At 59.4% G+C, this 26,233-nt stretch carries 21 protein-coding genes and 1 pseudogene; 13 read left to right on the top strand and 9 right to left on the bottom strand.

Features of this window, described 5'->3' with window-relative positions; translation table 11 throughout:
* Positions 1-270: 270 nt before the first annotated feature.
* On the top strand, positions 271-1,770 hold the full coding sequence (locus HMPREF0308_RS11485) for a peptide MFS transporter (protein ID WP_005531781.1): 1,500 nt from the start codon (positions 271-273) through the stop codon (positions 1,768-1,770).
* Here the strand turns inward: HMPREF0308_RS11485 and fabG are convergent.
* Both fabG and HMPREF0308_RS11475 read right to left on the bottom strand, forming a co-directional pair.
* Entirely contained in the window at positions 1,767-2,531 is a 765-nt protein-coding gene (fabG, locus tag HMPREF0308_RS11480; protein ID WP_005531780.1) for a 3-oxoacyl-ACP reductase FabG, read from the bottom strand. The genes HMPREF0308_RS11485 and fabG overlap by 4 nt on opposite strands.
* Before the next feature lie 59 nt (positions 2,532-2,590).
* The gene (locus HMPREF0308_RS11475) at positions 2,591-3,949 is read right to left on the bottom strand and encodes an MFS transporter (protein ID WP_005531779.1); all 1,359 of its coding nucleotides are present in this window, start codon (positions 3,947-3,949) and stop codon (positions 2,591-2,593) included.
* Positions 3,950-4,268: 319 nt separating this feature from the next.
* On the opposite strand from HMPREF0308_RS11475, the gene clpX reads away from it, so the two are divergent.
* Positions 4,269-5,564 carry an ATP-dependent Clp protease ATP-binding subunit ClpX gene (gene clpX, locus HMPREF0308_RS11470; RefSeq protein WP_005531777.1) on the top strand — a complete coding sequence of 432 codons (1,296 nt, stop codon included), beginning with the start codon at positions 4,269-4,271 and terminating at the stop codon, positions 5,562-5,564.
* Positions 5,565-5,639: 75 nt separating this feature from the next.
* On the opposite strand, the gene HMPREF0308_RS11465 is transcribed toward clpX, so the two are convergent.
* Positions 5,640-6,410 (bottom strand): TetR/AcrR family transcriptional regulator, encoded by a 771-nt coding sequence (locus HMPREF0308_RS11465; protein WP_005531774.1) that lies wholly within the window; start codon positions 6,408-6,410, stop codon positions 5,640-5,642.
* Positions 6,411-6,684: 274 nt separating this feature from the next.
* Between HMPREF0308_RS11465 and HMPREF0308_RS11460 the strand changes: the two genes are divergently transcribed.
* Positions 6,685-7,650, top strand: a complete 966-nt coding sequence (locus HMPREF0308_RS11460; protein ID WP_034657569.1) for a malate dehydrogenase — start codon at positions 6,685-6,687, stop codon at positions 7,648-7,650.
* A 5-nt stretch (positions 7,651-7,655) separates the two neighbouring features.
* On the opposite strand, the gene panC is transcribed toward HMPREF0308_RS11460, so the two are convergent.
* Together panC and panB are read right to left on the bottom strand one after the other, a co-directional pair.
* Positions 7,656-8,486 (bottom strand): pantoate--beta-alanine ligase, encoded by an 831-nt coding sequence (gene panC, locus HMPREF0308_RS11455; protein WP_005531771.1) that lies wholly within the window; start codon positions 8,484-8,486, stop codon positions 7,656-7,658.
* A 6-nt stretch (positions 8,487-8,492) separates the two neighbouring features.
* Positions 8,493-9,332, bottom strand: a complete 840-nt coding sequence (gene panB, locus HMPREF0308_RS11450; protein WP_034657568.1) for a 3-methyl-2-oxobutanoate hydroxymethyltransferase — start codon at positions 9,330-9,332, stop codon at positions 8,493-8,495.
* Positions 9,333-9,381: 49 nt separating this feature from the next.
* Here panB and HMPREF0308_RS11445 point away from each other — a divergent pair, with 49 nt between their 5' ends.
* The 3 genes from HMPREF0308_RS11445 to HMPREF0308_RS11435 are packed head-to-tail and all read left to right on the top strand — an operon-like array spanning position 9,382 to position 14,218.
* Positions 9,382-12,207 (top strand): valine--tRNA ligase, encoded by a 2,826-nt coding sequence (locus HMPREF0308_RS11445; RefSeq protein WP_005531766.1) that lies wholly within the window; start codon positions 9,382-9,384, stop codon positions 12,205-12,207.
* Positions 12,207-13,742 (top strand): bifunctional tetrahydrofolate synthase/dihydrofolate synthase, encoded by a 1,536-nt coding sequence (folC, locus tag HMPREF0308_RS11440; protein WP_005531764.1) that lies wholly within the window; start codon positions 12,207-12,209, stop codon positions 13,740-13,742. The genes HMPREF0308_RS11445 and folC overlap by 1 nt, the downstream gene beginning before the upstream one ends.
* Entirely contained in the window at positions 13,739-14,218 is a 480-nt protein-coding gene (locus tag HMPREF0308_RS11435) for a DUF4233 domain-containing protein (protein WP_005531762.1), read from the top strand. The genes folC and HMPREF0308_RS11435 overlap by 4 nt, the downstream gene beginning before the upstream one ends.
* 91 nt (positions 14,219-14,309) lie before the next feature.
* Here HMPREF0308_RS11435 and HMPREF0308_RS11430 read toward each other — a convergent pair whose 3' ends face one another.
* Positions 14,310-16,241: an HtaA domain-containing protein gene (locus HMPREF0308_RS11430; RefSeq protein ID WP_005531760.1), complete on the bottom strand. Its 1,932-nt coding sequence runs from the start codon at positions 16,239-16,241 to the stop codon at positions 14,310-14,312.
* 221 nt (positions 16,242-16,462) lie between these two features.
* Positions 16,463-16,789 carry an ArsR/SmtB family transcription factor gene (locus HMPREF0308_RS11425; RefSeq protein ID WP_005531758.1) on the bottom strand — a complete coding sequence of 109 codons (327 nt, stop codon included), beginning with the start codon at positions 16,787-16,789 and terminating at the stop codon, positions 16,463-16,465.
* A gap of 101 nt (positions 16,790-16,890) precedes the next feature.
* Between HMPREF0308_RS11425 and arsB the strand changes: the two genes are divergently transcribed.
* From arsB to ndk, 3 genes are read left to right on the top strand one after another with little or no spacing between them, the layout of a single operon-like run.
* Positions 16,891-17,952, top strand: coding sequence for an ACR3 family arsenite efflux transporter (gene arsB, locus HMPREF0308_RS11420; protein ID WP_034657565.1), 1,062 nt, complete (start codon positions 16,891-16,893; stop codon positions 17,950-17,952).
* A 22-nt stretch (positions 17,953-17,974) separates the two neighbouring features.
* Positions 17,975-18,286, top strand: a complete 312-nt coding sequence (locus HMPREF0308_RS11415) for a hypothetical protein (protein WP_005531755.1) — start codon at positions 17,975-17,977, stop codon at positions 18,284-18,286.
* Between the two features lie 48 nt (positions 18,287-18,334).
* Positions 18,335-18,745, top strand: coding sequence for a nucleoside-diphosphate kinase (ndk, locus tag HMPREF0308_RS11410; RefSeq protein WP_034657564.1), 411 nt, complete (start codon positions 18,335-18,337; stop codon positions 18,743-18,745).
* 205 nt (positions 18,746-18,950) lie between these two features.
* Here the strand turns inward: ndk and HMPREF0308_RS11405 are convergent, their stop codons facing one another.
* Complete coding sequence (locus tag HMPREF0308_RS11405) at positions 18,951-19,781, bottom strand: hypothetical protein (RefSeq protein ID WP_005531751.1); 831 nt, start codon at positions 19,779-19,781, stop codon at positions 18,951-18,953.
* Positions 19,782-19,995: 214 nt separating this feature from the next.
* Between HMPREF0308_RS11405 and HMPREF0308_RS11400 the strand changes: the two genes are divergently transcribed.
* From HMPREF0308_RS11400 to rpmA, 3 genes are all read left to right on the top strand, one after another.
* Positions 19,996-23,394, top strand: coding sequence for an Rne/Rng family ribonuclease (locus HMPREF0308_RS11400; protein WP_005531750.1), 3,399 nt, complete (start codon positions 19,996-19,998; stop codon positions 23,392-23,394).
* Between the two features lie 229 nt (positions 23,395-23,623).
* Positions 23,624-23,929: a 50S ribosomal protein L21 gene (rplU, locus tag HMPREF0308_RS11395; protein WP_005531748.1), complete on the top strand. Its 306-nt coding sequence runs from the start codon at positions 23,624-23,626 to the stop codon at positions 23,927-23,929.
* Between the two features lie 41 nt (positions 23,930-23,970).
* On the top strand, positions 23,971-24,249 hold the full coding sequence (rpmA, locus tag HMPREF0308_RS11390; RefSeq protein WP_005531747.1) for a 50S ribosomal protein L27: 279 nt from the start codon (positions 23,971-23,973) through the stop codon (positions 24,247-24,249).
* Positions 24,250-24,321: 72 nt separating this feature from the next.
* Here the strand turns inward: rpmA and HMPREF0308_RS13420 are convergent.
* Positions 24,322-24,711, bottom strand: a pseudogene (locus tag HMPREF0308_RS13420) (IS30 family transposase); the annotation flags it as partial.
* 386 nt (positions 24,712-25,097) lie between these two features.
* On the opposite strand from HMPREF0308_RS13420, the gene HMPREF0308_RS11385 reads away from it, so the two are divergent.
* Positions 25,098-25,637 (top strand): hypothetical protein, encoded by a 540-nt coding sequence (locus tag HMPREF0308_RS11385; protein WP_005531746.1) that lies wholly within the window; start codon positions 25,098-25,100, stop codon positions 25,635-25,637.
* Positions 25,638-26,233 lie beyond the last annotated feature (596 nt).

Genomic DNA, 26,233 nt, shown 5'->3' with positions numbered 1-26,233 from the left:
ATGTGTGACGGTTACCAAGGTGGTTTATGGGTTTGTGGGTTTAACACCTATGTGAGTAACCACAAGCGAGCTTTGTTACGTCGTCAAGAGTGAACGGCGGAAGTGGAAGTTGATGCTCCGGTTCGCGGTCTTTTCGGTTGCAAATATGCGTGTGAAAGTTTTCGCAGTGCGGGGCCGTGACGTGGAATTTTCTGCAGCTGCGTGCCTTAAAAATTATTTCGGGCAACCAACCGATTTGTTGCTACCGAGAATTAGTGCTCAACTATTTATATGTCAGATCACAATACGCAGTTGTCTGGTGCGACAGAACACAAAGCGGAGTCTGAAGAAAGACTGTTCTTCGGGCATCCGTGGGGCCTAGCCAACCTATTTGGCATCGAGATGTGGGAGCGTTTCAGCTTCTACGGCATGCAGTCGATCGTCTTGCTCTATATGTACTACTCCGTCACCGATGGCGGACTGGGCATGGACAAGACCGCTGCAACGTCCGTGGTTGGTGCCTACGGCGGTCTGGTCTATATGGCCTGCCTTCTGGCCTCTTTGGTTGCAGACCGAATTTTGGGCCCGGAGCGCACCCTGTTCTACTCCGCGAACCTGGTGATGCTCGGTCATATCGCCCTAGCGTTTATTCCGGACGTTACGGGTCTGGCGATTGGTTTGGTTCTCATAGCCATCGGTTCCGGCGGTGTGAAGACCACCGCCCAAGTGGTGCTTGGCTCGCTATATAGCCGTGATGACACCCGCCGTGACGGTGGTTTCTCCATTTTCTACATGGGGGTCAACATCGGCGCTCTATTCGGCCCGTTGATCACAACGATCATGTGGGGCTGGAAGGGATTCCACTGGGGCTTTGGCCTCGCGGCAATCGGCATGTTCGCGGGCCTGATTCAGTACACCCTGATGCGCAAGTCCACCATCAAGGATGCAGGCCACGAGGTCCCGAACCCTGCTAGCAGCAAACAGGTGCTGCTCGGCCTAGCTGCGGTCCTTGGCATCGCGGCAATTGCGGTAGTTTCCATCGCAACCGGCGTTATCAAGGTCGATTGGCTATCCAACATCGTCACTGCCGTTGCTCTGTTGGCGGCAATCGTATTGTGGTGCCAGATGTACTTCTCCGAGCTGGTTGATGCGGAAGAAAAGAAGCGTCTGCTGGGATTTATCCCTCTGTTTGTCTCTGGTGTTTTGTTCTTCGGTATCTTCCAGCAGCAGTTCACCGTCATGACCATCTATGCGGACGTGCGCTTGGACCGTAACGTCTTCGGCATCGAGATTCCGCCGTCACTCGTGCAGTCCTTCAACCCGATCTTCATCGTGATCTTCTCTGCGGTTTTCGCAACGATGTGGACCAGGCTCGGTAACCGTCAGTGGTCCACGCCGGTGAAGTTCGGTGCCGCCAACATCATCATCGGTATTTCTTTGTTCTTCTTCCTGCCGTACTCCGGTACCGGTGCAAATTCCACGCCGATGTTTGCCATCATTGGCATCCTCTTCCTGTTCACCATGGGCGAGCTTTTGCTGTCCCCGGTTGGTAACGCGCTTGCTACCAAGGTCGCGCCACGTGCCTTCCCCTCCCGCATGATGGCGGTGTGGATGATGGCCGTTGCCATGGGTACCTCCTTGGCTGGCTCCCTGGCTGGTTTCTACAACCCGGAGGATGCCACCGCAGAGAACACCTTCTTTATCTCACTTGGCGTGGCCTCCATCGTGCTGGGCGTCATCATTCTGGCTCTGAGCCGCTGGGTGGTCAAGAAGTTCGCTACCTTCCGCTAACGGGGAGGAAGGATAGCTTCGGGGGATTCGGGGAGGATTTGGCCGCCGTCGACAATGAGCGTCTGGCCGGTGATGTAGCTTGCTTCACGAGACGCAAGGAAGACGGCGGCATTTCCTATGTCGCGAGGGGTACCGAGGCGGTGCATCGGCACCGAGCGAGTCATCTGGTCTAGGTATTGCTGACCTTGGCCCTCCAGGCCTTCGGTCAAGATATTGCCCGGCAGTACGCCGTTGATGGTGATATTGTCACGTGCGACTTCGAGGGCTGCCGAGCGCATGAAGCCCTGCTGGGCGGCTTTCGACGCCCCATAGTGGGCCCAACCTGGGAAGCCAGTGTGGGAACCAGTGATGGAAGTCGTGATGACGATGCGGCCGTAGTTCTGCTTGCGCATAAAAGGCAGTGCTTCCTGGACCACCTTGAACGTGCCGTGGGTGTTGATGGCGAACATCGCCTCCCACTTTTCATCCGTCATCTCGTCCAAGGGGCAGTTGGGGAATACGCCCGCATTGGAACAGACGATGTCGATGCGGCTGTGTTTGTCCACCACAGTGCGGTAGAGCTCACGTATGGATTCACGGTCGGTGACATCTACCTTGAGGGTCTCCGCGCCGAGCTCGGCGGCAGTAGCTTGGGCGTGTTCTAGATCGATGTCAGCAATGACGACGTGTGCGCCTGCTTCTCGCAGCGCGGATACAATTCCGCGCCCGATGCCGGCGGCGCCACCGGTAACGATGGCAACTTGGTTCGTCAGGTCGAACATGATGGGGTCTCCTTCGGCTGGGAAGATGAAAAGCGGTTTCCACCTTCCCAGCGTAGAGGCTAAACCCGGCTGGTGAGAGGGGCGTCGGAAAGCGCGGCGTCAGCAGGCGTAGAAGCTGGAGCTTCATCGGCGATCTTGGCGGAGTAGGCGCGCACACCGAAGAGGGAAAGTGCGGCGAGAAGCGCCGTTGCACCAGCGAGTGTGTACAGGCCCGTCGGAGTCCAGCCGGAGCTGAGGAGGTAGCCGGTGAGGATCGGGGCGAGCGTTGCCCCCACGCGTGCGATGCCGATCGCGGCGCCGGTACCCGTGGTGCGCAGTGCAGACGGGTAGGACTCTGGAGCAACCGTGTACAGGCCGGTGATGCAGGCATTCAAGGTGAGGCCCACGCCGACGCCCAGGGAGAACATCAGGGTCGGGATGGACGTGGAGAAAATGAACCCTACGAGCACGCCGGAGGCTACCAAGCACGACACGATGAGCAGTGGGCGGGCATCGATCTTCGTGGTGAGGAATCCGAAGATGAGCGCACCGATGGTGCCGCCGAAGGACAACATGATGCCACCGATGACGCCCTGCTGCGCGGTGAGGCCTTCCTCCGTGAGCAGCTTCGGGGTCCACTGGGAAGTGAAGTTGTAGGCGAACATCACGAAAGAGAAAGCCAGCCACAGCTTGATGGTTGTGCGCACGAAGGAGGGGGAGAGGATGTCCTTGAAGGGAGCGCGCGGTTCTTCGTCCTTGGTGGCGCGGACGGTGACCTCGCCCTTGAGACCCAACTTGGCGGCGATGAAGCGAACCTTGTCCATACGGCCGCGGGCGGCCAGGAAGTCAGCGGACTCGGGAACGAAGAGGACGGTCAGTGCGATGGCGACGACGGTAAGGCCGGCACCTACCCAGAAGATGGCCTGCCAACCGTAGGACGGCGCCACGGCCGATGCGATGACGCCGCACAAGGAAGCGCCCAGGCCGTAGCCGGAGGCATAGATTGCCACCGCCAGGCCACGGAAGCGGAGATTCGAGTATTCGCTGACCAAGACGGTGACGCAGACGAGCACGCCGCCGACGCCGATGCCGGTGAGAACGCGGAAGATGAAGAGCAGAGCGAAAGTCGGGGCGAAGACCGTGGCAACTAGGCCCACCAAGTCGATGAAGAGCGAGATGGTGATAAGGCGTGTACGGCCCACACGGTCGGCGGTCGGGGCAAGGAAGAGGGAACCCAGGCCGATGCCGATGAGGGCGGCGGAGAGCAGCCAGCCGAGCTGGACGTCACTCAAGGTGAAGGCTTCGGTCACCTGGCCGGCGCCGAATGCCATCGCGACCATGTCATAGCCGTCGAGAGCGTTGAGGTACAAGGCAATGAAAATGATAGACCATTGCCGCAATCCCATAGGGGAGCTGTCGACGAGCTTACGAATATCCATGCGTGCTGCAACCTTTGCGTTTGTTTTAAAGATATGACTTAGGGCCTTTTGGGGAGGTCCTGATTGCTTGCGGACAAAGTGCTGGACAGCTTGGTCTATGTCTACGGAGCAGCTTTTTAAATTCAGGACCGGCCTTGGAGGGGTCTTAACCAAAGGTTGAGGCTGCGCCACGCGGAGGAATGAATGAGGGTCGTGTCGTGTTGATTTACTAAGGTGGAGATATCTGTGGGACGCGCCTTCTGGGTGTGCAGGATACGAGTACTCTCCGCATCGGAATCCGCCCACCTCAAGTTGAAGAAAAGCGAGTGGAAAGACCTTAATGGCACGTATGCAAGAAAGCGCTGACCTGCTCAAGTGTTCCTTCTGTGGCAAGAGCCAGAAGCAGGTGAAAAAGCTCATCGCCGGCGGCGGTGTCTACATCTGTGATGAGTGCATTGAGCTGTGCAACGAGATTATCGAAGAAGAGCTCGGCGCCGCTGCGGCTGCTGAGACCGCGGACAAGGAAGTAAAACTTCCCCGTCCGTCGGAGATTTCTTCCTTCCTCGACAAGTACGTCATAGGCCAGGATCAGGCTAAGCGTGTGCTTGCAGTGGCTGTGTACAACCACTACAAGCGCATCAAGGTAGAAGAGACCGCGGGCCTTGAAGGGCGCCGCAAGAAGGTCGAAGATGAGAACGTAGAGATTGCTAAGTCCAACATTTTGCTGCTTGGTCCCACCGGTTCCGGTAAGACCTACCTGGCGCAGACTCTGGCGCGCATGCTCGACGTCCCGTTTGCCATTGCGGACGCAACCAGCCTTACCGAGGCGGGCTACGTGGGCGAGGACGTGGAAAACATCCTCCTCAAGCTGCTCCAGGCGGCGGACTTTGATGTGGAGCGCGCACAGCGCGGCATCATCTACGTCGACGAGGTGGACAAGATTTCCCGCAAGTCTGAGAATCCCTCGATCACGCGTGACGTCTCCGGCGAGGGTGTGCAGCAGGCGCTGCTGAAGATCCTCGAGGGCACCGTCGCTGCGATTCCGCCGCAGGGTGGGCGCAAGCACCCCAATCAGGAGTTCATCCAGCTGGATACCTCCAACATTCTCTTCATCGTCGCCGGTGCGTTCGCAGGCCTGGATAAGGTCATCGCGGAGCGCGTGGGCAAGAAGGGCGTGGGCTTTGGCGCCAAGCTGGAGACTGCGGACGAGCGCGAGAAGCTCGACCTCTTCTCCGAGGTTCGCCCTGAGGACCTCGTGAAGTTTGGCCTCATTCCTGAGTTCATCGGCCGTCTGCCCATCGTGGCTACCGTGGATAACCTTGACCGCGAGTCCTTGGTCAAGGTCTTGGTCGAGCCGAAGAATTCACTGGTCAAGCAGTACCAGCGCCTGTTCGAGATGGACGGCGCGGAGCTCGTCTTCGAGGACGGGGCATTGGGTGCTATCGCGGAGCTCGCGCTCGAGCGTAAGACCGGTGCACGTGGTCTGCGCGCGATCATGGAAGAGCTGCTGGTACCCATCATGTACGAATTGCCTGACCGCGAAGACATCACTGCGGTCCACATCACCGAGGCCTGCGTGAAGGGCGAAGATGAGCCAAGCTTTGTCTACACCGACGCTGAAAAGGAATCCGCCTAAGGGCAGATGGCTTTAAGGGGCCGCAGATCACTTAAGATCTGCGGCCCTTTAGGCATAAAGCTAAAGAGCAAAGGTTTAGGTGTAGATGTCAGACCCGCTCTGGTCTTCGTCGCTGGAGTAGATATCTTGTGGGATTGAGTCGTTGTCTTCCACCGAGGCTCCCGTGGACAGATAAGAGCTGTACCCCGAGTCCGGGATGTTTGCGGTGAGGAAGGCCAAGACTGCGTCGACTGCCATGCGGTGCATACCCTCGGTGTTTTCTGGGCTGTGCATGTCGATATCCAGCAGGTTCTGCATCATTGAACGGTTGGTTACGCGGTACATCGTTAGCGACGCAATGAGCGTGAAGATGTCATTGGCGGAAATACCCGGGCGGAACGCACCGGAATCCTGACCCAGCATGAGTAGCTTGTCGAGGTGCAGGGAGACTTCAGAGACGTCGATGAGCGCCTGGCCCGTCTCCAAAGCGCCTGTGGAGGTTTCCATGGTCATCATGCGGATTGCTTCAGGGTGCTCAACGTGCTGCTTGAACAGCCAGTCAACTAGCGTGCGGACGCCTTCTACTGGGACGGCTGAATCAATGTCGAGAGAACCCGCCGGCGGGTTGAGGCGCCGCGCGGCCGTGCTCAGAGCCTGCTGGTAGAGCCCCTTCTTGTCGCCGAAGTGGTAGTGGATCATGCGCTTGGACATGCCAGCGAGGCGGGAGATATTGTCCAACTTTGCGTCAGCAAAACCCAACTCAGAAAACTGCTCGATGGCTACGTCGATGACTCGCTCGACGGAGCCTGAGAGTTCGGCGGTGCCGACGGAATCGGTCGAAGCCGAATCAGTGGCGTCCATGGTCATAATTTTTACGTCCTTGATGTCCTATGTCAGTACGAATCTTTCCCAGATTCTTCTCTTTTCCTCCTCCTATAGTGCCGAAAAACAAACATTTCCGAGATTCAAGTAAGAATAAAGTCGCGAACTGCGGGACATTCGGGGGTAGTTTGGTGGAAATTGTGATTAAGGATGACTCCGAAAGAGGGGAGTTGTCCACGACATGTTCGGGCAAAAGAGGGCTAGTGTGGGGATTGAAGAACGCCATTTCTGGCACCGCTTTTCCTTAGGAGGACTGAACATGACCCAGGCCGCTAATCAACCAGTGAAGATCACCGTCACCGGTGCAGCCGGCAACATTGCGTACTCACTTTTGTGGCGTATTGCTGCTGGCGACGTCTACGGCAAGGACACCCCAGTAGAGCTCGCGCTGTTGGAGATCCCGCAGGCCGTCGGCGCTGCAGAGGGCGTTGCCATGGAGCTGGCCGACTCCGCCTTCCCGCTTCTGCGCGGCATCACCGTCACCGATGATCCGGACGTAGCTTTCAAGGACACCAAGGCTGCCTTCTTGGTTGGTGCACGCCCGCGTTCCAAGGGGATGGAGCGCGCCGACTTGCTTGAGGCAAACGGTGCCATTTTCACGGTCCAGGGCAAGGCTATCAACGACAACGCTGCACGCGACGTCCGCGTGCTCGTCGTGGGCAACCCAGCAAACACCAACGCCTTCATCGCAGCAAACAGCGCGCCGGACCTTGACCCGAGCCAGTTCAACGCGTTGATGCGTCTGGACCACAACCGCACCCTGAGCCAGCTCTCGCTCAAGACGAGCCGCCCCACCGCTGAGTTCACCAAGGTTGCCGTATGGGGCAACCACTCCGCCACCCAGTTCCCAGATCTCACCTACGTCAACGAGGAAGTGGATCAGGACTGGTACACCGGCGAGATGATCCCCAAGGTGGCTAACCGTGGAGCAGAGATCATCGAGGTGCGCGGTCACTCTTCCGCTGCCTCTGCTGCCTCCGCAGCGGTGGACCACATGCATGACTGGATCCACGGCACCGAAGACTGGCGCACCGCAGCCGTAGTCTCTGACGGCTCTTATGGCGTGGACGAGGGCCTCATCTTCGGCTTCCCCACCGTGGCCAAGAACGGAACCTGGGAGATCGTCCAGGGGCTGGAACTCAGCGATTTCCAAAAGGAGCGCATCCAGGCCAACGTGGAGGAGCTGCGCTCCGAGCGTGAGGCAGTCCAGCACCTTCTCAAGTAAGAGGGCTAGAGCTCGAGATTATCGATAAGCCGCACCGGGCCCACGTGTGCGGCAACCAGCGCTAGAGCCGGGCGGGCACTAACGTCCACCGGCTTAAGCGTTTGTGGATCCACCACCGTGAGGTAATCCACTCGCACGCCATCGCTTGCATCTAGGGCTTTGGACGCTTCCTCCACGGAGTTGAAATTGCCGTCCCGCAGGCCAAAGAGGGTCTGCGAGAGTGCAAGGGCCTGCGTACGCTCGGCGTCGTTTAGGCGCTGGTTGCGGCTCGACTCAGCCAAGCCATCCGCTGCGCGCACGATGGGCGCAGCCACCAGCTTAACGGGGAAGTCCAAGTCTGCGACCATCCGGCGCAGCACCGCTACCTGCTGGGCATCCTTTTGCCCAAAGTATGCGCGGGTGGGGCGCACCAGATTAAACAGCTTCGAGACCACCGTAGCCACGCCGTCGAAGTGCCCTGGCCGAGAGGCGCCTTCCAGCACCTCACCCATGGCCCCGGTGCGTACCCACGCTAGCGGGGTGCCACTCGGGTACATCTCCTCCACGCTCGGGGCGAAGACAGCATCGGCGCCTAGTGATTCCACGAAGGCCGCGTCTGCCTCCACGTTGCGTGGATAGTTCCGGAAGTCGTCGCACTCGCCCAAATCGCTAAACTGCAGCGGATTGACAAAGACTGAAACCACGACGACGTCGTTAGCTTCCCGCGCCGCCTTAATCAGCGAGCCATGGCCTGCATGCAGCGCGCCCATCGTGGGCACGAGACCCACGCTGCGGCGTTGACCATCCTGCTGCGCACGAAACTCAACGAGTTCTTTTTTAGTAGTGAATACCTGCACGGTTACTTAACCTTCTTTCACAGAGTCGCTAAAGGACTCTGCCTCGTTTGGAAACTTACGCTCAGCCACGTCGGCGGCATAGGCGCGGGCGGCGTCGGAAAGCACGGTGCGCAAGTCCGCGTATTGGCGCACAAAGCGCGGCGTCTTGCCCGCGCCCATGCCAAAAGCGTCGGTCCAGACCAGAATCTGCCCATCGCAGGCATTGCCCGCGCCGATGCCGATGGTGGGGATGGAGACCTCCTTGGTCACCTGCGCCGCGAGCTCAGCCGGAACCATCTCCAGGACCACGGCGAAGGCGCCTGCGGTGGCAACAGCCTGGGCGTCGGCAAGCAAAGGCCCCGCCGCCTCGCCACGGCCCTGCACTACGAAACCACCCAGCGCATGCACCGACTGCGGGGTGAACCCGATGTGCGCGCACACCGGAATGCCCGCGGCAACCAAAGCGGAAATCGTCGGCGCAATCTCCTTGCCACCCTCAATCTTGACCGCCTGCGCGCCCGTCTCCTTCAGCATGCGCACCGCCGAGCGCAAAGCCTGCGCCGGGGATTCCTCATAGGAACCAAAAGGCAGATCCACCACCACGAAGCTGCGGGAGGTGGCCTCAACCACCGCGCGCGTGAGCGGAATCATCTCCTCCATGGTCAGCGAGAGCGTGGTCTCGCGGCCCAAAACCACGTTGGCCAAGGAATCGCCCACCAAAAGCAAGTCGATTCCCGCCTCATCGAATACCGCGGCGGTCATGCAGTCATAGCTGGTCAAACAAGAAAAGGGTGCGCCCTTAGCCTTTGCCTTGGCAAAGAAACGAGTACGCAGGCGCGCCGGGGAAGTTCCAGAATGTGAAGACATGACAGACAATGTATTCAGCCGTCGGCGCCCGCGGTGCCGTTTTCGCCCAATGGGGGTGAAAAAGCCAGTTGACCGACAGGGTAGACTTGTCCGGGTGACTGAGCAGAACAACGCTGTAGATAAAGAGCAACTAGTAGGCACTAACCGTGCTGACGCGCTTCCGAAGTCCTGGGAGCCGCAGGCGGTAGAAAAGGACCTTTACGAGTCCTGGGTGGAAGCAGGCTACTTCACCCCGGATGCCACCAGCGAGGCAGAGCCTTATTCCATCGTGCTGCCGCCACCCAACGTGACCGGCCAGCTGCACATGGGCCACGCCCTAGACCACACCCTCATCGACTCCATCATTCGCCGCAAGCGCATGCAAGGTTATGCCACCCTGTGGCTGCCGGGTGCCGACCACGCGGGTATCGCCACCCAGACCAAGGTCGAGGCCAAGCTCAAGGAGACCGAGGGCAAGAAGCGCTGGGACTACGAGCGTGAGGAATTCATTTCCAAGGTCTGGGAATGGAAGGAAGAATACGGCGGCACCATCCAGAAGCAGATGCGTGCCATTGGTGACTCCGTGGACTGGTCCCGCGAGCGCTTTACCCTGGATGAGGGCCTGTCCCGCGCGGTCCAGACCATCTTTAAGCAGCTTTTCGACGCCGGCATGATCTACCAGGCACACCGCTTGGTCAACTGGTCCCCGGTGCTGGAGACCGCGGTCTCTGACATTGAGGTCGTGTACAAGGACGTCGAGGGCGAGCTCGTGTCCATCCGCTACGGCTCGCTAAACGACGACGAGCCACACCTCATCGTGGCCACCACACGCGTAGAGACCATGCTTGGCGACGTCGCGATTGCTGTCCACCCCGACGACGAGCGCTACAAGGACCTGGTGGGACAGGAGTTTGCTCACCCCTTCCGCGAGGATCTCAAGCTCAAGGTCATCGCTGATGATTACGTGGACATGGAGTTCGGTACCGGTGCTGTGAAGATCACCCCGGCCCACGACCCGAACGACTACCAGATGGGCCTGCGTCACAACTTGGACATGCCGACCATCATGGACTCCACCGGTCACATCGCGAACACCGGCACCAAGTTCGATGGCCTGACCCGCGAGGAAGCGCGAGTCGCCATCCGTGAAGCTCTCGCCGAGCAGGGTCGCATCGTCAAGGAAATCCGCCCCTACGTCCACTCCGTGGGCCACTCGGAGCGCTCCGGCGAGCCGGTCGAGCCGCGCCTTTCCCTGCAGTGGTTCGTGGCGGTAGAAAAGCTGGCCAAGTACTCCGGCGACGCAGTGCGCGAGGGCGATACCAAGATTCACCCGACCTCCCTCGAGCCGCGTTACTTCGAGTGGGTCGATGACATGCACGACTGGTGCATCTCCCGCCAGCTGTGGTGGGGTCACCGCATCCCAATTTGGTACGGCCCGGAGACCACCGACGCCGAGGGCAACACCACCCGCGATATCGTCTGCGTCGGCCCTGACGAGGAGCCGCCAGCAGGCTACGAGCAGGACCCGGACGTGCTGGACACCTGGTTCTCCTCTGCGCTGTGGCCATTTTCCACCCTGGGCTGGCCGGAAAAGACTCCGGACCTGGAGAAGTTCTACCCAACCAACGTGCTGGTTACCGCCTACGACATCCTGTTCTTCTGGGTCGCCCGCATGATGATGTTCGGCACCTTCGCTGGCGTCCAGACCCCAGAGCTGCTCAACGCTGGTGATGGCTCCGCGCGCGATGGCCGCCCACAGATTCCTTTCCACGACATCTACCTGCACGGCTTGGTTCGCGATGAGCAGGGCCGCAAGATGTCGAAGTCCCTGGGCAACGGCATCGACCCGATGGACTGGGTACGCGACTACGGTGCGGATGCCCTGCGCTTTACCCTGGCCCGTGGCGCCAACCCGGGTGTCGACCTGCCGCTGGGCTCCGACGCCGCTGCGGCTTCGCGTAACTTTGCCACGAAGCTGTTCAACGCCACCAAGTTCGCGCTCATGAACGGCGCTGGCGTGGCGGAGCTGCCGGCCCGCGAGGAGCTGACCGACGCTGACCGCTGGATCCTGGACCGCGCCGAAGAGGTGCGCGTCAAGTTTGACGCTTACCTGGACGATTACCAGTTCTCCAAGGCTAATGAGCTGCTCTACCACTACATCTGGGATGAGCTGTGTGACTGGTACCTGGAGATTGCCAAGTCCCAGATTCCGCGCGACTTCGATGCGGCAGAAACGTCAGACGCGGAGCGGCTGACCGGCCACAACACCCAGATCGTCTTGGGCCGCGTCCTCGACGTCGTCCTGCGCCTGTTGCACCCGACCATGCCTTTCGTCACCGAGGTCCTGTGGAAGGCACTTACCGGCGGCGAGTCAATCGTGATTGCCCCGTGGCCAACCGCGGCTGATACCAACGGTGGCGTGGCCACCGACGAGGTTGCCGCACGCCGCATCGCGGACGCCGACAAGCTCATCACCGAGTTGCGCCGCTTCCGCTCTGATCAGGGCGTGAAGCCTTCGCAGAAGGTTCCAGGCCGCCTGGACTTCGCCTCCGTTGACCTGGCTGGCCAGGAGAACTTGGTGCGCAACCTTGCTAACACCACGGTTCCGGGCGAGGACTTCACCGCGTCCGCCTCCATCGAGGTTCGCCTGTCCCAGGGCACCGTCGAGGTCGCACTGGATACCTCCGGCGCAGTCGACGTTGAGGCAGAGCGCAAGCGCCTAGAAAAGGATCTGGCCAAGGCTAACAAGGAGCTCGAGCAGACCGGCAAGAAGCTGGCTAATGAATCCTTCCTATCCAAGGCTCCGGATGAGGTCGTGGAGAAGATCCGCACCCGCCAGCAGGTGGCGCAGGAAGAAGTCGACCGCATCACCGCACGCTTGGAGGCACTTAAGTAGTGAGCAAGCGAGAAGATCGTGAGGAATACGAACTCGTCGACGCCCTGCAGGAGGGCACTGAGGGCGGACCCGTGGAGATCACGGAGTCCGGCCTGCAGCTAAACCTCGGCATGGGCGCGGCAGACGAGTACGAGGAAGCCGCTCCCATCGAGGTCAGCCCGGAGGAACTGGAAGCGCTAGCGCTTGTCGACGCCGAGCTCAACGCCCGCGCGCCCGAAACCCAGATCGCTCCGAGCCTGGAACGCATCCAGGCGTTGATGGATTTGCTGGGTAACCCGGAGAAGTCCTTCCAGGTCATCCATGTCGCGGGCACGAATGGCAAGTCTTCGACTTCCCGCATTATCGACTCCTTGCTGCGCGCCTTCCACCGTCGCGTCGGATTGGTGACGAGCCCGCACCTGCAGCTGGTCACCGAGCGCATCGGTATCGATGGCCGCCCGATTCACCCGCGTGACTTCGTGCGTATCTGGAATGAGATCAAGCCTTATGTGGAGATGGTGGACGCGCAGTCCGACATCCCGATGTCCAAGTTTGAGGTGCTCGTGGCGATTTCCTACGCGGCTTTCGCTGATGCGCCTGTCGACGTCGCCGTGGTCGAGGTCGGCCTCGGCGGCACCTGGGATGCCACCAACGTGGTCAACGCCGAGGTCTCCGTCATCATGCCGGTGGGCTTGGACCACACCGACTACCTAGGCGATACCCTCGCCGAGATCGCGGGGGAGAAGGCCGGCATCATCAAGGCACGCGACGTCGATGCGGACGATGTGTTGGCCCCGCGTGAGAACATCGCCATCATCGCCGAGCAGGAGCAGGAAGCCATGACGGTGATCCTGAACCGCGCGGTGGAGGTCGGCGCGGGTGTGGCGCGCTCCGGCAGCGAGTTCGCCGTGCTGGAGTCCCGCATCGCGGTCGGCGGCCAGCAGCTGAACATTCAGGGCTTGGGCGGCCTCTACGAGGACGTCTTCCTGCCGCTGCACGGCGAGCACCAAGCCAAGAATGCGGGCGTGGCGCTGGCTGCGGTCGAGGCCTTCTTCGGGGCATCGTCTGGCAAACCGCTCGATATTGCCACCGTGCGCACTGGTTTTGCCAAGGCTATTTCGCCCGGCCGCCTAGAGCGCGTGCGCACCAGCCCCACGACCTTCATCGATGCATGCCACAACCCGCACGGCGCCAAGGCGTTGGGTGCGGCACTGGATCGCGACTTCGACTTCGCACGTCTCATCGGCGTGCTCGGCATCTTCGAGGACAAGGACGCCGAAGGCATCCTCACCGCGTTGGAGCCTTACCTGACGGAGGTTGTCATCACGCAGAATTCTTCGCCTCGTGCACGTGATGCCTATGAGCTTGCGGAACTTGCTCGCGATATCTTCGGCGAGGAGCGCGTCTACGTGGAGCCTGATCTGCCCGGCGCCTACGCGCAAGCAGTGGAGCTTGCGGAGGATGCGGAAGTTCAGTCCGGCTCAGGTATCGTCATCACGGGTTCAGTCGTCACCGCTGGCGACGCCCGCGCGATGTTTGGAAAGGATCCCGCATGAGTGACTCTCGCCGCGACAGTGTGCCCAACAGGGTGCCCAACAGTGTCCCCGCTGAGGAAATTAGCCCCCTTGGCCTAGGTGAGGCCCCGGTCAAGGACCCGCTGAAGCAGTTCGGCGGAATGGTTGTGGCCAGCTCCCTGACCATGGAGTTGCTCACGCTGGTACTCGCGTTGCCGCTGCTCTACAAGCTCTATGACGGCACCTTGTGGACGCCTTTCAATTACTCGGTGGTCATCGGCATGGCCGTGATTCTCTTGATGAGCTTCGCGTTCATGAACAAGCCATGGATCGTCAACGCCATGATTGCGCTGCACGTGCTGGCAATCGTCTTAGGATTTATGATCCACTGGTCCATCGCCGCCATCATGATTATCTTCGGCCTGCTGTGGCTGATGGCCTCCTACATGCGCGGCATCATCGTCGAGCGCATGAAGCGTGGCTACCTCACTACGCAGCACCTCAATAAGTCGAGTTAAGTGTTGCGAGTTTAAGCACAGACGACGTCCTACGTGTCCTTCAAGGATTCACGCAGGACGTCTTTTGCTTGCATAACCAGGCTTTATCTGGTTAAAGCCCCAGCGTTCGCTGGACCTGGAGAAGGAATGAGTGCAGCGGCTTGATAGCACCGACTGCAACGGCGATTGCCGCAAAGAGGCCTAGCAGTACTGCGAGAGGAGTCCCTGCTGAAGAGGAAGGCGAAGGCTTCTTGGTCTTTTCTAGAGGTGTTGGCTGCGGGGAGCTTTCAGCTGGGGGTACCGGCTGCGGGGCCGGTTCTTTGGCCGCAGTATCCACGCGGCGCAGCACATAATACTCCTCATAATCTCCGCGCGATTCATCGAGGGTGGGGACAAAAATGGCTCCGTCCTTGCGGGCGATGAATGAGCCATTGGCCACGTTGGTTGTTTCGCGGCCGTTTGGAAGGGTGAAGGAAGCAGTGGTCTCAAACGTTCCCGGCTTGAGCCAGTTGAGATCCCCTGTTGCGCCATTTTGTTGAATCGGCGTGCCTTCGGCGTCGAAAGCTAGCGACGCCCAGCCCGGGAGCACTGAGCGCGTGGGCTCGGTTACGGCTACTACATCGCGCTGGGCAGCATCGTAGCGCAGGATCTGTGCCACGGCGGAGGCCCGGTTCGGATTCTTGTCGAAGCGGTAGATGGTGGAGCCATCGCTAACCAATGAGTTCATGTACAAAGTGTTGTCGCCGTGGCGTGAGCCCTTCATAAACTTTGCTCGGTCACCGACCTCAGTAGCGGAGGGCTTGATTGAATAGAGCAGTCCCTTCGCGGATTTGTCCTCGTTGTCGAGCATGATGTCAACGGCACCGTTGTACAAGAAAGTTCCATCTTCCATGGGGACGAGTTCCGCGTTGTCTTTGGTGCTAATGATATTGCCCCATGCGCCGTCGCCGCCGGAAGCTGGGGTATCGCCAAAGAGCTGCGCGGCGTCGGGAAGCCCTGCTTCGTGGAACGAACCTTTGGTACCGGTGACCAAAGTTGCGCTGGTAAAGGAACCGTTCTTGCCGGTAGCTACTGCGGCTACGGTGTCAGTCTCTGGGTGGTATCCCACGGCGTAGATGGGCTGGGAAGCAGTGAAGACGGTGCGTGGCTCGGACAATGAATCAGCGGTGACGTCCACTGCCTTCAAGTCGTTGCCCTCGCCGTAGTAAAGCACCGAATGCTGGGAATCGAAGGTCACGATGTTGCGGTCGGTCGTGGCTGCGCGGCGGGAAGCGAGCTCTTTAAGCTCCGAGTTGAGGAGCGCAAAACCGTGTCCCTTGGGCATGGAGACGATGATGTTCTGGCCGGCTTCAAAAAGCTGGTGAACGCCATCGTCGTACTTTGCCTTCGAGTCCCATTTCGCGGTAGACAGCGTTGGCCCAGACGTATTGAGCGGAGCGGCCTCACCGGCATAGCTCAAGGAGACTGGGTCGAGGCCTTCGCCTTCAGTGTAGAACTCGCTGAACATGGTGTTTCCCTCGGGGGTTAGCGTCGATGCAATATTCGACCAATCGACGCGGCCGTTGGCTTCTCGCAGCGTTGCCGATTGAGGTTGGAGCTTCGCAATTTTTACCGGCTTTTCAGGGGCGAAGGTAGTGCCGGAGAGGTATTGGCGTGAGCTGACCGTCGCTTCGAGATACGACTCTTCCGGAGCGAGCACGACCTTGGGATCCTCGAAGTGGAGATCGAGGTCGCAGTGGCCTTCGAGCGGGTTCGATGCGTTTTTGCAGTACTTTCGGTAGACCACCGTGCCGTTGAATTGCGCTTCGGTTCGCTTCGCTGCCTTATCGACAGTGAGGTCGGTGAGTTCGAATTCGAAAGCGTTGCCTTTGCGCGTGGCGCCATCTTTGACCAAGGTGGCACCGCCGGTGTAGTTGTTGAAGCTGGCGCGGATTCCCCAGGTCAGGTGGCCGTCCGTGGCGGGGATAGCCAGAGCAGGTGGCGCAAGCGGAATAAGAGAAGCTGTCACTAATGCGGCGAGAAATGTGCCACGGCGAGAAGTCATTGATCCTCCTTGGGAGAGAACGAAGATGAAAATTTAAAGTGTCAGTGGGAAGAGCCGAAAATGGATCTCACTGGCGTGAATAAATTAAGCACACCTAACGTAGGTAAAGCTAACCTTAGTGTGGGGTGGGGGTGGCGCAAAGGGGTACCTTTACGGAAATTGCATAAGTCCCATTTGGTGGAGGGGTCTGTGGGTGCCGCTGTTTGTGCCGGCTGGAGCGACTAACCTAGGTCGAGCACTGCCCGCAGCTCTGCAAAGGCTGCGGGCACAACTGTATGAGTGACGGTGCGGCCGGTGCGTTCCTTCGTGAGCAGTCCGGCCTCGGTGAGTTTCTTTAGGTGATGGGATACGGTGGGCTGGCTGAGCCCGCTAGATTTGGTGAGGTCATTGACACTGACTGGTCCGCAGCCTTCCGTCGCCAGCTGGGAAAGCAGGCTTAGGCGGGCGGGGTCGCCCAATATTTTGAATAGCTGGGCGTACTTCTGCGCTTCTTCGGCAGTTAGCGGATTCGCGCCCAGTGCGCAGCATTCTTGGTTGAGGGAGGGCATGCACCCATTATATATTGACGACTGTCGATAGAACGGCTTATGTTCATATCGATAGGAATCGATATGAAAGGTATGCTGTGACCACTCAAGCCGCGGAGAAAATGTCCGTGAAACTGTCAATTCTTGACCGCTTCCTGCCGTTGTGGATCTTGCTCGCGATGGGGTTCGGTCTTCTGTTAGGCAATGCCTCGCCGGGGCTTTCCGACGCCCTCGATAGCGTCAAGGTAGGCAGCATCTCCATTCCCATCGCGCTTGGCCTCCTCGTCATGATGTACCCGCCGCTGGCCAAGGTTCGCTATGACAAGGCTGCTGAAATCGCGGCCGACAAGCGCTTGATGACGGTCTCGCTCATTCTCAACTGGCTGGTGGGCCCGCTGGTGATGTTCACCCTGGCGTGGCTGTTCCTGCCTAACGACGCCGAGCTGCGCACCGGCCTCGTCATCGTCGGCCTTGCCCGCTGTATCGCCATGGTCTTGGTGTGGACTGATCTGTCCTGTGCCGACCGCGAAGCCACCGCAGTGCTGGTGGCCATCAACTCCGTGTTCCAGGTTTTCATGTTTGGTGTCATGGGCTGGTTTTATCTCCACATTCTTCCTTCCTGGCTGGGCCTTGAAACCACCTCCGCCGAGTTCAGCTTTTGGGCGATTGTGACCTCAGTTCTGTTATTTCTCGGTATCCCCCTGCTGGCAGGCGTGCTAAGCCGCATCCTGGGGGAGAAGTTCAAGGGGCGTCAGTGGTACAACGACGTCTTCATCCCACGCATCTCGCCGCTGGCTCTCATCGGCTTGCTCTACACCATCGTCCTGCTCTTTGCCCTGCAAGGAAAGCAGATCTCCTCTGAACCATGGTCCGTGGTGAAGGTGGCAATTCCACTCTTCCTCTACTTCGTGGTGATGTTTAGCGTGGCGCTGGTGACGGCCAAGCTAAGCGGCATGAACTACGCGCAGGCGGCTGCCGTGTCCTTCACTGCCGCCGGCAACAACTTCGAGCTGGCCATCGCCGTCTGCATTGGCACTTTTGGCGCGGCTTCCGGCCAAGCCCTCGCTGGTACGGTGGGTCCCTTGGTAGAGGTCCCCGTCCTCGTGGCCTTGGTCTACGTGATGCTGTGGATTGGTCCCAAGTTCTTTGCTGGCGACGCCACGCTCCCGCAGCGCCGCGGCTAGTCTCGCCGTAAACTGAGCAACCATGCGCTATCTCTACTTCGCATTGGCGGCCTTGGGCTGCATCGCTGCCCTCATCTTGCGTGCCATGACCGGCCAGCCGTGGGCGCCCCTCGTGGCCCTCGTTGCTGCAGCCGTGTTCCTCGTTCTGGGGCTTATGCAATCGGCTAAGCCAGCCGCTGCGGTCTCTGTGGAAGACCTTGACGAATCCCGGTGTGAGGAGCTTCGCCGCCTGCTTGACAACGGTCAGTTTGGCACGGCGGTCAAGCAAGTTCAGCTGTGGTTTAAAGGGGTGGGATACGAGCACGCCGAGGAAATCGTGCGACAGCTCACTTAAACCCCCTAGCGCAAGACGATGCGCCATTGCTTTAGTACTATGTCACCCATGACTGAACGTACACTCATTCTCATCAAGCCGGACGGCGTTAAGAACGGCCACATCGGCGAGATCATTGCCCGCATCGAGCGCAAGGGCCTCAAGCTGGTTGCTATGGATCTGCGCGTTGCAGACGAGGCTACCGCTAAGAAGCACTACGCAGAGCACGAGGACAAGCCATTCTTCGGCGAGCTCGTTGACTTCATCACCTCCGCACCGCTCGTTGCCGGCGTTGTCGAGGGCGAGCGCGCCATCGAGGCGTGGCGTCAGCTGGCCGGCGGCACCGACCCAGTTTCCAAGGCCACCCCGGGGACCATCCGCGGTGACTTCGCTCTGACCGTTGGCGAGAACGTCGTCCACGGTTCCGACTCCCCAGAGTCCGCAGAGCGCGAGATCTCCATCTGGTTCCCGAACCTGTAAAGCATCTAGCTTTTTAGCCCGCACTCGCTTGGCGAGTGCGGGCTTTCCTCGTGCTTGGCGTCCCCTCTCTTTCGCTTTCTCTTTCGCTGATGCCGTATTTGCACCGCGTTGGCGCAATTTGCCAAATATGCCGCCAAAACCACCCCATTTCAGCGCACTATTTGGCAAAATGCGCGGCCCAAGCCTTAGCGGCCCCAGCCCCCAACTAACGCCTCCGCGCCTCATACATGCTCCGCACACCCAACTCGGTCAGCGTGACATCCCACGTGCGAGTGTTATCGGAATGGCGCACACCGCGCAGCTTCACCACGCCGACCTTTTCCAGCTCGCGTAGGCGCTCTTCCAATGCTGGCGTGACACCCAACAGTTTGGTGAGGCGTGCCGCGGTCACCATGTTTCCCTCCACCGCACCTGCGGCCACAAGACACGAAATGATGTCTGCATGCTTTGTCACCGCATCGAGCGTGGTGACAGTGATTCCCTCAAGAGACGTGGACTCCAAAGTCGTGCGGATCCTCCTGCGCCCCACGCGGTAGGGGCCATTCATACTTGCCCACGCGCCTAGGGAGAAGGCCGGGACCAAGTAGATTGCCTTCACGACGCTCAAAAGGATAGGGGAGACGGTCACATCTGGGAGGAGCCCAAGGTCGTCCATACCCCACAGGATGGGTGGCAGTGCAATGGGAAGAAACGGCCCGATGTACGCAAGCGAAGAGTAGTCGCCCGACTTGAATTCTTCGGGCGTGGCCTGAATGAGCTTCGGCTTTTTGCGAACAACGTTGATGCCCGCGGCAACCGCCGAGACGATGCAAATACCTACCAACACGTACTGGCCGGGGTAATGCGGAAGATCGGAACTTGAGAGCGCAAAGGCCAGCGACAGGGGAACACTCGTGATGAACAAATCTTTGATTGATGGTTCATTAAGCGCTCGTGCCTGCGCCACTGTGTGCGGTGTGTCCACAGGTTTGGCGACTTCCGCAGTGGCGTCTGCGCCTTCCTCAGGCCCCCCAGTGCGCTCATCGATTTCCGCCATGGTCAACAGGATAGATCACAAGAGCGTTCGGCAAAGCACAGACGAGAGCAAAGTTGTGCCAGAATGGACGGAAGAAAACTAAATAAAGCACCATACATTCCGGCTCCCTCGTGCGGCGGCGGTAACGAGTAGACGTTTGAAACAACAGTTACAGAAATCTTGTTGCCTGCGCCCGGGGATTGTGCCGCTGATTTTGTCAGGAGAACGTCACCGCATGGCGACTAAAAAGACTGAAACCAAGAAGAACGAAAACGCAAAAACTACAACTGAAAACCCGCTTTCCGCGGCGGCAGCATTTGCCCAAAAAGTAGACAGGGCTAGCTTCGCCGCGAAGACCCGCCTCCACACCGTGGCCAAACAAATCGGTTTGAGCTCCAAAGAGCTCGCTGCCGAGTACGCAGAGCTCGGGCTCAAGAAGGTCGCTCAGTCCTCGCTGACCCCAGAAGAGATTGGCCAAGTCTTCGACGCCATCATCGCCAAGGCCGCTCTGGCCAAGGACACTGACGCTGCTGCAGAAGCACCAGCTAAGAAGACCACGAAGCGCGCGGTCAAGAAATCCACCAAGAAGGCTGCTCAGGAGCAGACGGAAGACCCCACTGCTGACGAGAAGCTGCGCAACCGCGTTCGCAAGAATGTCGAGAACGAGATCTCCCAGATCGAGGAGAAAGTCGAGGCAGAGCTTGTCGACGCCGCCGAAGAGCAGCGTGAGGAGCACCAGGACCGTGAGACACGCCAGGACCGTGAGGTTCAGCAGGACACGGGCACTGTCGACGTCGAGAAGCTGCATGAAGCCCTCGTAGAGGCCGGTGATGACTTCGACGAGGACGACTACGCCCCAGTCATCACCCCGATGCCGGACGACGAGCCGGAAGTCTACGACTTCGCACCGATTTTCATGGCGCCGAAGCTTGAGAAGCCAGCGCCGCGTGCGCAGCGCGAAGACAGTCGCGACGACCGCGACGACCGCGAAGGCGACGACTCTCACAAGGAAGAATCCCGCGGTGGCGGACGCCGTCGTGGCAGCCGTGGCACCTCCCGCGGTCGCGGCGGCAGTGATTCACGCCAAGACGCTCGCACCAACACCGATGAGCCAGAGCTCATCGAAGAGCCAAAGGCAATCAAGGGCTCTACCCGCATTGAGGCGCAGCGTCGCCGTCGCGCAGAGCTGCGCGAGAAGGGCCGCGTGCGTCAGCACATCGTCTCCCAGGCAGAGTTCCTCGCACGTCGCGAGTCTGTTGAGCGCACTATGGTCGTCCGCGACAAGGAGCGCACCGACGGCGCCGGCATCATCACCCAGGTGGGCGTCCTCGAGGATGACCTCCTCGTCGAGCACTTCGTCACCACCGAGGCGCAAGCTTCGCTCATTGGTAACATCTACCTGGGCCGCGTACAAAACGTCCTGCCTTCCATGGAGGCTGCCTTCATCGACATCGGACAGGGACGCAACGGCGTCCTCTACGCTGGTGAGGTGGATTGGCGTGCCGCGGGCCTTGGCGGACGCGGACGCAAGATCGAAAACGCACTCAAGTCCGGTGACCAAGTCCTGGTTCAGGTGGCTAAGGATCCAATCGGCCACAAGGGCGCACGTCTGACCACCCAGATTTCCCTGGCAGGCCGCTACCTGGTCTACGTTCCCGGTGGCCGCAGCGCAGGTATCTCCCGCAAGCTGCCTGTCCCTGAGCGCAAGCGCCTCAAGGGCATCCTCGAGCGCGTCATCCCGGGTGACGGCGGCGCCATCATCCGTACCGCTGCGGAGAACGTGTCAGAGGAAGCAATCGCAACTGACGTGAACCGTCTCCACAACTTGTGGGAGGACATCACCAAGCGCTCCGATCATGAGAAGTCCACCAAGGGCGCCAAGCCGGTCACCCTTTACGAAGAGCCGGACCTGCTGGTCAAGGTCGTCCGTGACCTCTTCAACGAGGACTTCACCAAGCTCATCGTTGATGGTCGCCGTTCCTACAACACCGTCAGCGCCTACGTTGATTCCATGGCCCACGACTTGGCCGACCGCGTGGAGAAGTACGATGCCCGCGAGCACGGTGGCGAGGACGCCTTCGTGACCTACCGTATCGACGAGCAGCTGCACAAGGCGCTCAGCCGTAAGGTGTGGCTGCCGTCTGGCGGTACGCTCGTCATCGACCGCACTGAGGCGATGACCGTTATCGACGTCAACACCGGCAAGTTCACCGGTTCCGGTGGCAACCTCGAAGAGACAGTCACCCGCAACAACCTGGAGGCAGCCGAGGAAATTGTGCGCCAGATGCGCCTGCGTGACTTGGGCGGCATGATCGTCGTCGACTTCATCGACATGGTCCTGCCTGAAAACCAGGAGCTGGTCCTGCGCCGCCTCAAGGAGGCTCTTGGCCGTGACCGCACGCGCCACCAGGTCTCGGAGGTCACTTCCTTGGGCCTGGTACAGATGACCCGTAAGCGCCTGGGCACTGGCCTCATCGAGACCTTTTCCACTGAGTGCGAGGCGTGCCACGGCCGAGGAATCATCATCCACGAGTACCCAGTGGATGAAGAGCAGGAAAATGACGCCCACGAACACAAGGGTCGTCGTCCGCGTCGCGAGCGCCGCAAGCCAGAACACGATCCCCAGCAGCACCCAGCTGCCGTGGCCATGCACCGCCACGAGGAAGCCGAGGAAGCCCGCGCGGCAGCTTCCAACGACGCTGAGTCTCATGTGGAACAGAAGACCTCCATCGAGGATCTCGTCGCCGGCATTATTGTCAACGATGACAAAGACGAAAAGCGCGAGCACAACGATTCTCAGGAGAACAACCGTAAGCAGCGCCGCGGCCGCCGCTCCCGCCGTTCTAACCGCCAAGAGGGCCACACATACAAGGAGCAACAGGACTCCGCGGATGACATCGCCCGCATCGGCTATGCAGCTGCCGATAATGCAGCTGAGCTTGACGACGTCGCCGAGTTCAACTCCTACGTCGCCGACGAGGAACCTCAGGTAGAAGCACAGGTTGAAAATCAAGAAAAGGAGCAGCGCGAAAACGAGGGCGCAAAGCGCTCTCGCGGCCGTGGCCGCCGTCGCAGTGCCCGCACCAACGCGCCCCAGAAGTCCGAGCCGCGGAAGTCTGAGCCGCGGAAGTCTGAGCAGACCTACGAGGAAGCCGTAGCTGAGTTCGAGGCCTCCCCGCGTCGTAAGCGTCGCACCCGTGGCAACTCGCGTTCGGATCACCGCCCGCAGCCGCAGGACTTCCTACCGCCGGCTGAGCACCACTCCGAGGAAGTGAAGCCGGAGCAGAGGGCAGAGGATAAACCAAAGGCGGCAGCAAAGCGTGCGCGCGGTCGCCGCAGGGCAGTTCGCCACACCACAGTTAAGGCTCCACAGGCTGCAGCCGAGCAGGTGAAAACAGAGGAAACGCCGACAGAGGAAACTAAGGTAATCCGCCGTGGTCGCAAGCGTGCTGTGCGTAAGGTCGTCGCCCGGAAGGCACCCCAGAATGGGGCAGGGGAGACGTCGGAAAGCGCAGCTCAGCCCAAGGAAAAGGCAAAGGTCGCCAAGAAAGCAGACAAGAAGCCAGAGGCGGCCGAAACCCCGAAGGTGGGAACACGCGGGCGACGCCGCGTAGCACGGCGCAGCGCAAAGTAGGTCAACGCCACGCGGGGCAGAAAATACGCGGTTTGTATTTTCTGCCCGTGGCGGGGTAGTCTTTGACAGTCGCTGTTTAGACCACGAATGCGCCTCGGCGGGTCGGGTCGCGGATTTCACGCGGGCTCCTGCAGGTGAGCGCCAGGTATAAACGCAATAAGTAATTGTTCATTCAGAAGTGGCTCACCCTGCTGCTTCTGAGCCGAGTTTAGATAAGGGGTAACCCTCTATGTACGCGATCGTCAAGACCGGCGGAAAGCAGTACAAGGTTGCTGAAGGTGACCTCGTCAAGGTCGAGAAGATCGAGGGTGAGCCGGGTGCGTCCGTAGCTCTCACCCCGGTTCTGCTCGTCGATGGCGCCACCGTTAAGGCAAAGGCTGCTGACCTCGAGAAGGTCTCCGTCTCCGCTGAGATCGTCGAGCAGGGCAAGGGCCCGAAGATCGACATCTTGAAGTACAAGAACAAGACTGGTTACAAGAAGCGTCAGGGCCACCGTCAGCCGCTGACCGTTCTGAAGATCACCGGTATCAAGTAAGCCTTAACCGGCTATTACATCCCTGAAGGAGGGAAAACCACATGGCACACAAGAAGGGTGCTTCCAGCTCCAGCAACGGTCGCGATTCCGAGTCCAAGCGTCTCGGTGTCAAGCGCTTCGGTGGTCAGCAGGTTAAGGCCGGCGAGATCATCGTGCGTCAGCGCGGCACCAAGTTCCACCCAGGTGAGAACGTTGGTCGCGGTGGCGACGATACCCTGTTCGCACTCGAGGCAGGCGCTGTTGAGTTCGCTATCAAGCGCAACCGCCGCATCGTGAACATCGTTCCGGCTGAGCAGGCTGCAGTTGAGGCTTCTGCCTAAATAAATAACGCCAAGAAGGTCTGATTCCGATTGAGGTGTCAGGCCTTCTTTTCGTTTTTCTTGATCCCAGGTGATCGAAGACCGCATCGGCTGATCTAGGCTTTGGACGGTGTCTTTAAGCGAGTCTAGGACCGACTGAGCATCATGACGCCCAGGTAAATGACCTAGGACGCTAAACCGTGTTGTGCGTTCTAGCAGTGTGAGAACGGCTGACTTGTTTTCTTTGCCCAAAATGAGATCCCCTTCCCAGTGGCCAGGTACAGCCCGGTCATTAGCTTCTGCTGGGCGCTGGTCAATGGAACAGAACTCATCAACAAAGCGTCTGCGGGGTGACTGTTCGCGCACGCTAGTGCGCGTACGGCGTTTAGTCCGCCCACTGGGCAGTGAGAGTCCTAGGTCTTTAAGTCGGCCTTTTGGCTCAAGATAGAAAGCTTCATAGATTGTTTCGGCACTCACACGCATGTCCTCATCATCAGGAAAGTCAAGCCGGATTCGGCCTTAGTCCGCAAAAACGCCTTTCCAACACAGCATAACCCCAGGCCACAGCGTTAGGGCCCAGAAAACACGGGATTTGTTGTGAAAGTCGGGTGCTCACGCCAAGCCCAGCCGTCCTGACTGCGGCTCGGTCTTTTATGCCCCGGGTTGCTTGAAACCCCTGGCATAAATCCACCTACGGGTGAAAAGTCATGGTCTGTGAGCGAGATGTTTGCTCCTGGGGTATCAGGGATAAAATCGCGTTATCTTTCGCCGTTTCGCGTTTTGACAGCGGCCGGCAATTATCAATAAAATACGGCTAGCACTGCTGTCTCGCGGCAGTCTCATCCTTTTACTCTTCCAAGGAGATTCCTATGTTCAAGCGTTCACTCGCGTCCTTCGCTGCCGTCGCCGTCGCCTCTGGTGCGGTTGTTGCGCCGGCGAATGCCATGACTCTCACGGTCAATGATGATAAGACCTGCACCATTAAGGTCACTGAAGAAGAAGCTGGCTTGATAGGCTTGACTCCGCCGGCAAAGATCGACAAGGACTACGCTGCTCATCTTAAAGCGACCCTCCTAGACAAACAGCTGCCTGCCCTTAGCGCGGAAATAGAGAAGGATAAACAGGAACTGGATAAGCCCGGACTTGACGAGGAGAAGAAGGCGGCCTTGAAGAGCGCGCTGGAGGAGAAACAGAAGAGGTTCACCGCCAACAATAACTTGAAGAAGGCGCTGGAGGCGTGCATCGCCGGTAAAAACTACGACTCGAATAAGCCCGGTGGCGAACACGGTCTGTCTTCGATCGACGGAGCAGGAATCGCCGCCATCGTCGCGGTTCTCGGCATCCTGGCCGCCGCGCTGTCGTTCATTAAGCCGCTGCTCCCGGCTCAGCTGCGGGCTCTCCTGCCATAAGTAGGTACCCACTCCGGGCTCAGTAGCCACCCCCGCCGCGGTCTCAAAAGAGATTGTGCGCGGGGATTCGTGCTTTCCTGGTAAGCATAGGGCATGCTCGTGGCGATCTTAAGGCGTGTTTTCCCAGTACATGGGACATAAATGCATCTCGCAAGTCGGTAGAGGTCTAACAAAGTGAGACAATCGGGCGACATTTCTTCTTATGAGGGCGTGCCGTACGGAGCTGCGCCGGCAAGTAACACCCGCCATAGAAAGACTGATGACTTTTACCTGACTTTCACAATTTGGTTTAGTCCGCGAGTTTCGGCGCGGTCAAGCCACTTGTGAGGTACATGTGCTTTGGCCTGGCTAAAGCCGCCATCACAACCGTCAAGTGGACACGGATAGCGTGTGGCGTACGGTGGAGGATTGGTCGCGCCTGCAAGTCGGATTTCGCCATCCGGAGGGCGTTTTCGAGGTGGTAGAGCTTGTGGTAAAAGCTAATGACATCTCGACTAGACAGCTGTTCTTAGGGCAGCTGGTTACGTCGCCTTTCCGGCCTGCTAGCGACAAGGCCTTGCCGTAGGCTTTCTCGTTGATAGTAAGCTTCGCCCCGG

The organism is Corynebacterium striatum ATCC 6940, from assembly GCF_000159135.1.
GTDB classification, from domain to species: Bacteria; Actinomycetota; Actinomycetes; order Mycobacteriales; family Mycobacteriaceae; genus Corynebacterium; species Corynebacterium striatum.
Note: the sequence above shows the minus strand (reverse complement) of the source record. Positions and strands in the feature narration are given on the sequence as shown.

Coding starts and splice junctions, on each gene's coding strand:
- HMPREF0308_RS11485 (WP_005531781.1), top strand. CDS start 271: ATGTCAGATCACAATACGCAGTTGTCTGGTGCGACAGAACACAAAGCG.
- fabG (WP_005531780.1), bottom strand. CDS start 2,531: ATGTTCGACCTGACGAACCAAGTTGCCATCGTTACCGGTGGCGCCGCC.
- HMPREF0308_RS11475 (WP_005531779.1), bottom strand. CDS start 3,949: ATGGATATTCGTAAGCTCGTCGACAGCTCCCCTATGGGATTGCGGCAA.
- clpX (WP_005531777.1), top strand. CDS start 4,269: ATGGCACGTATGCAAGAAAGCGCTGACCTGCTCAAGTGTTCCTTCTGT.
- HMPREF0308_RS11465 (WP_005531774.1), bottom strand. CDS start 6,410: ATGACCATGGACGCCACTGATTCGGCTTCGACCGATTCCGTCGGCACC.
- HMPREF0308_RS11460 (WP_034657569.1), top strand. CDS start 6,685: ATGACCCAGGCCGCTAATCAACCAGTGAAGATCACCGTCACCGGTGCA.
- panB (WP_034657568.1), bottom strand. CDS start 9,332: ATGTCTTCACATTCTGGAACTTCCCCGGCGCGCCTGCGTACTCGTTTC.
- HMPREF0308_RS11445 (WP_005531766.1), top strand. CDS start 9,382: ATGGGGGTGAAAAAGCCAGTTGACCGACAGGGTAGACTTGTCCGGGTG.
- HMPREF0308_RS11435 (WP_005531762.1), top strand. CDS start 13,739: ATGAGTGACTCTCGCCGCGACAGTGTGCCCAACAGGGTGCCCAACAGT.
- HMPREF0308_RS11430 (WP_005531760.1), bottom strand. CDS start 16,241: ATGACTTCTCGCCGTGGCACATTTCTCGCCGCATTAGTGACAGCTTCT.
- HMPREF0308_RS11425 (WP_005531758.1), bottom strand. CDS start 16,789: ATGCCCTCCCTCAACCAAGAATGCTGCGCACTGGGCGCGAATCCGCTA.
- arsB (WP_034657565.1), top strand. CDS start 16,891: ATGTCCGTGAAACTGTCAATTCTTGACCGCTTCCTGCCGTTGTGGATC.
- HMPREF0308_RS11415 (WP_005531755.1), top strand. CDS start 17,975: ATGCGCTATCTCTACTTCGCATTGGCGGCCTTGGGCTGCATCGCTGCC.
- ndk (WP_034657564.1), top strand. CDS start 18,335: ATGACTGAACGTACACTCATTCTCATCAAGCCGGACGGCGTTAAGAAC.
- HMPREF0308_RS11405 (WP_005531751.1), bottom strand. CDS start 19,781: ATGGCGGAAATCGATGAGCGCACTGGGGGGCCTGAGGAAGGCGCAGAC.
- HMPREF0308_RS11400 (WP_005531750.1), top strand. CDS start 19,996: ATGGCGACTAAAAAGACTGAAACCAAGAAGAACGAAAACGCAAAAACT.
- rplU (WP_005531748.1), top strand. CDS start 23,624: ATGTACGCGATCGTCAAGACCGGCGGAAAGCAGTACAAGGTTGCTGAA.
- rpmA (WP_005531747.1), top strand. CDS start 23,971: ATGGCACACAAGAAGGGTGCTTCCAGCTCCAGCAACGGTCGCGATTCC.
- HMPREF0308_RS11385 (WP_005531746.1), top strand. CDS start 25,098: ATGTTCAAGCGTTCACTCGCGTCCTTCGCTGCCGTCGCCGTCGCCTCT.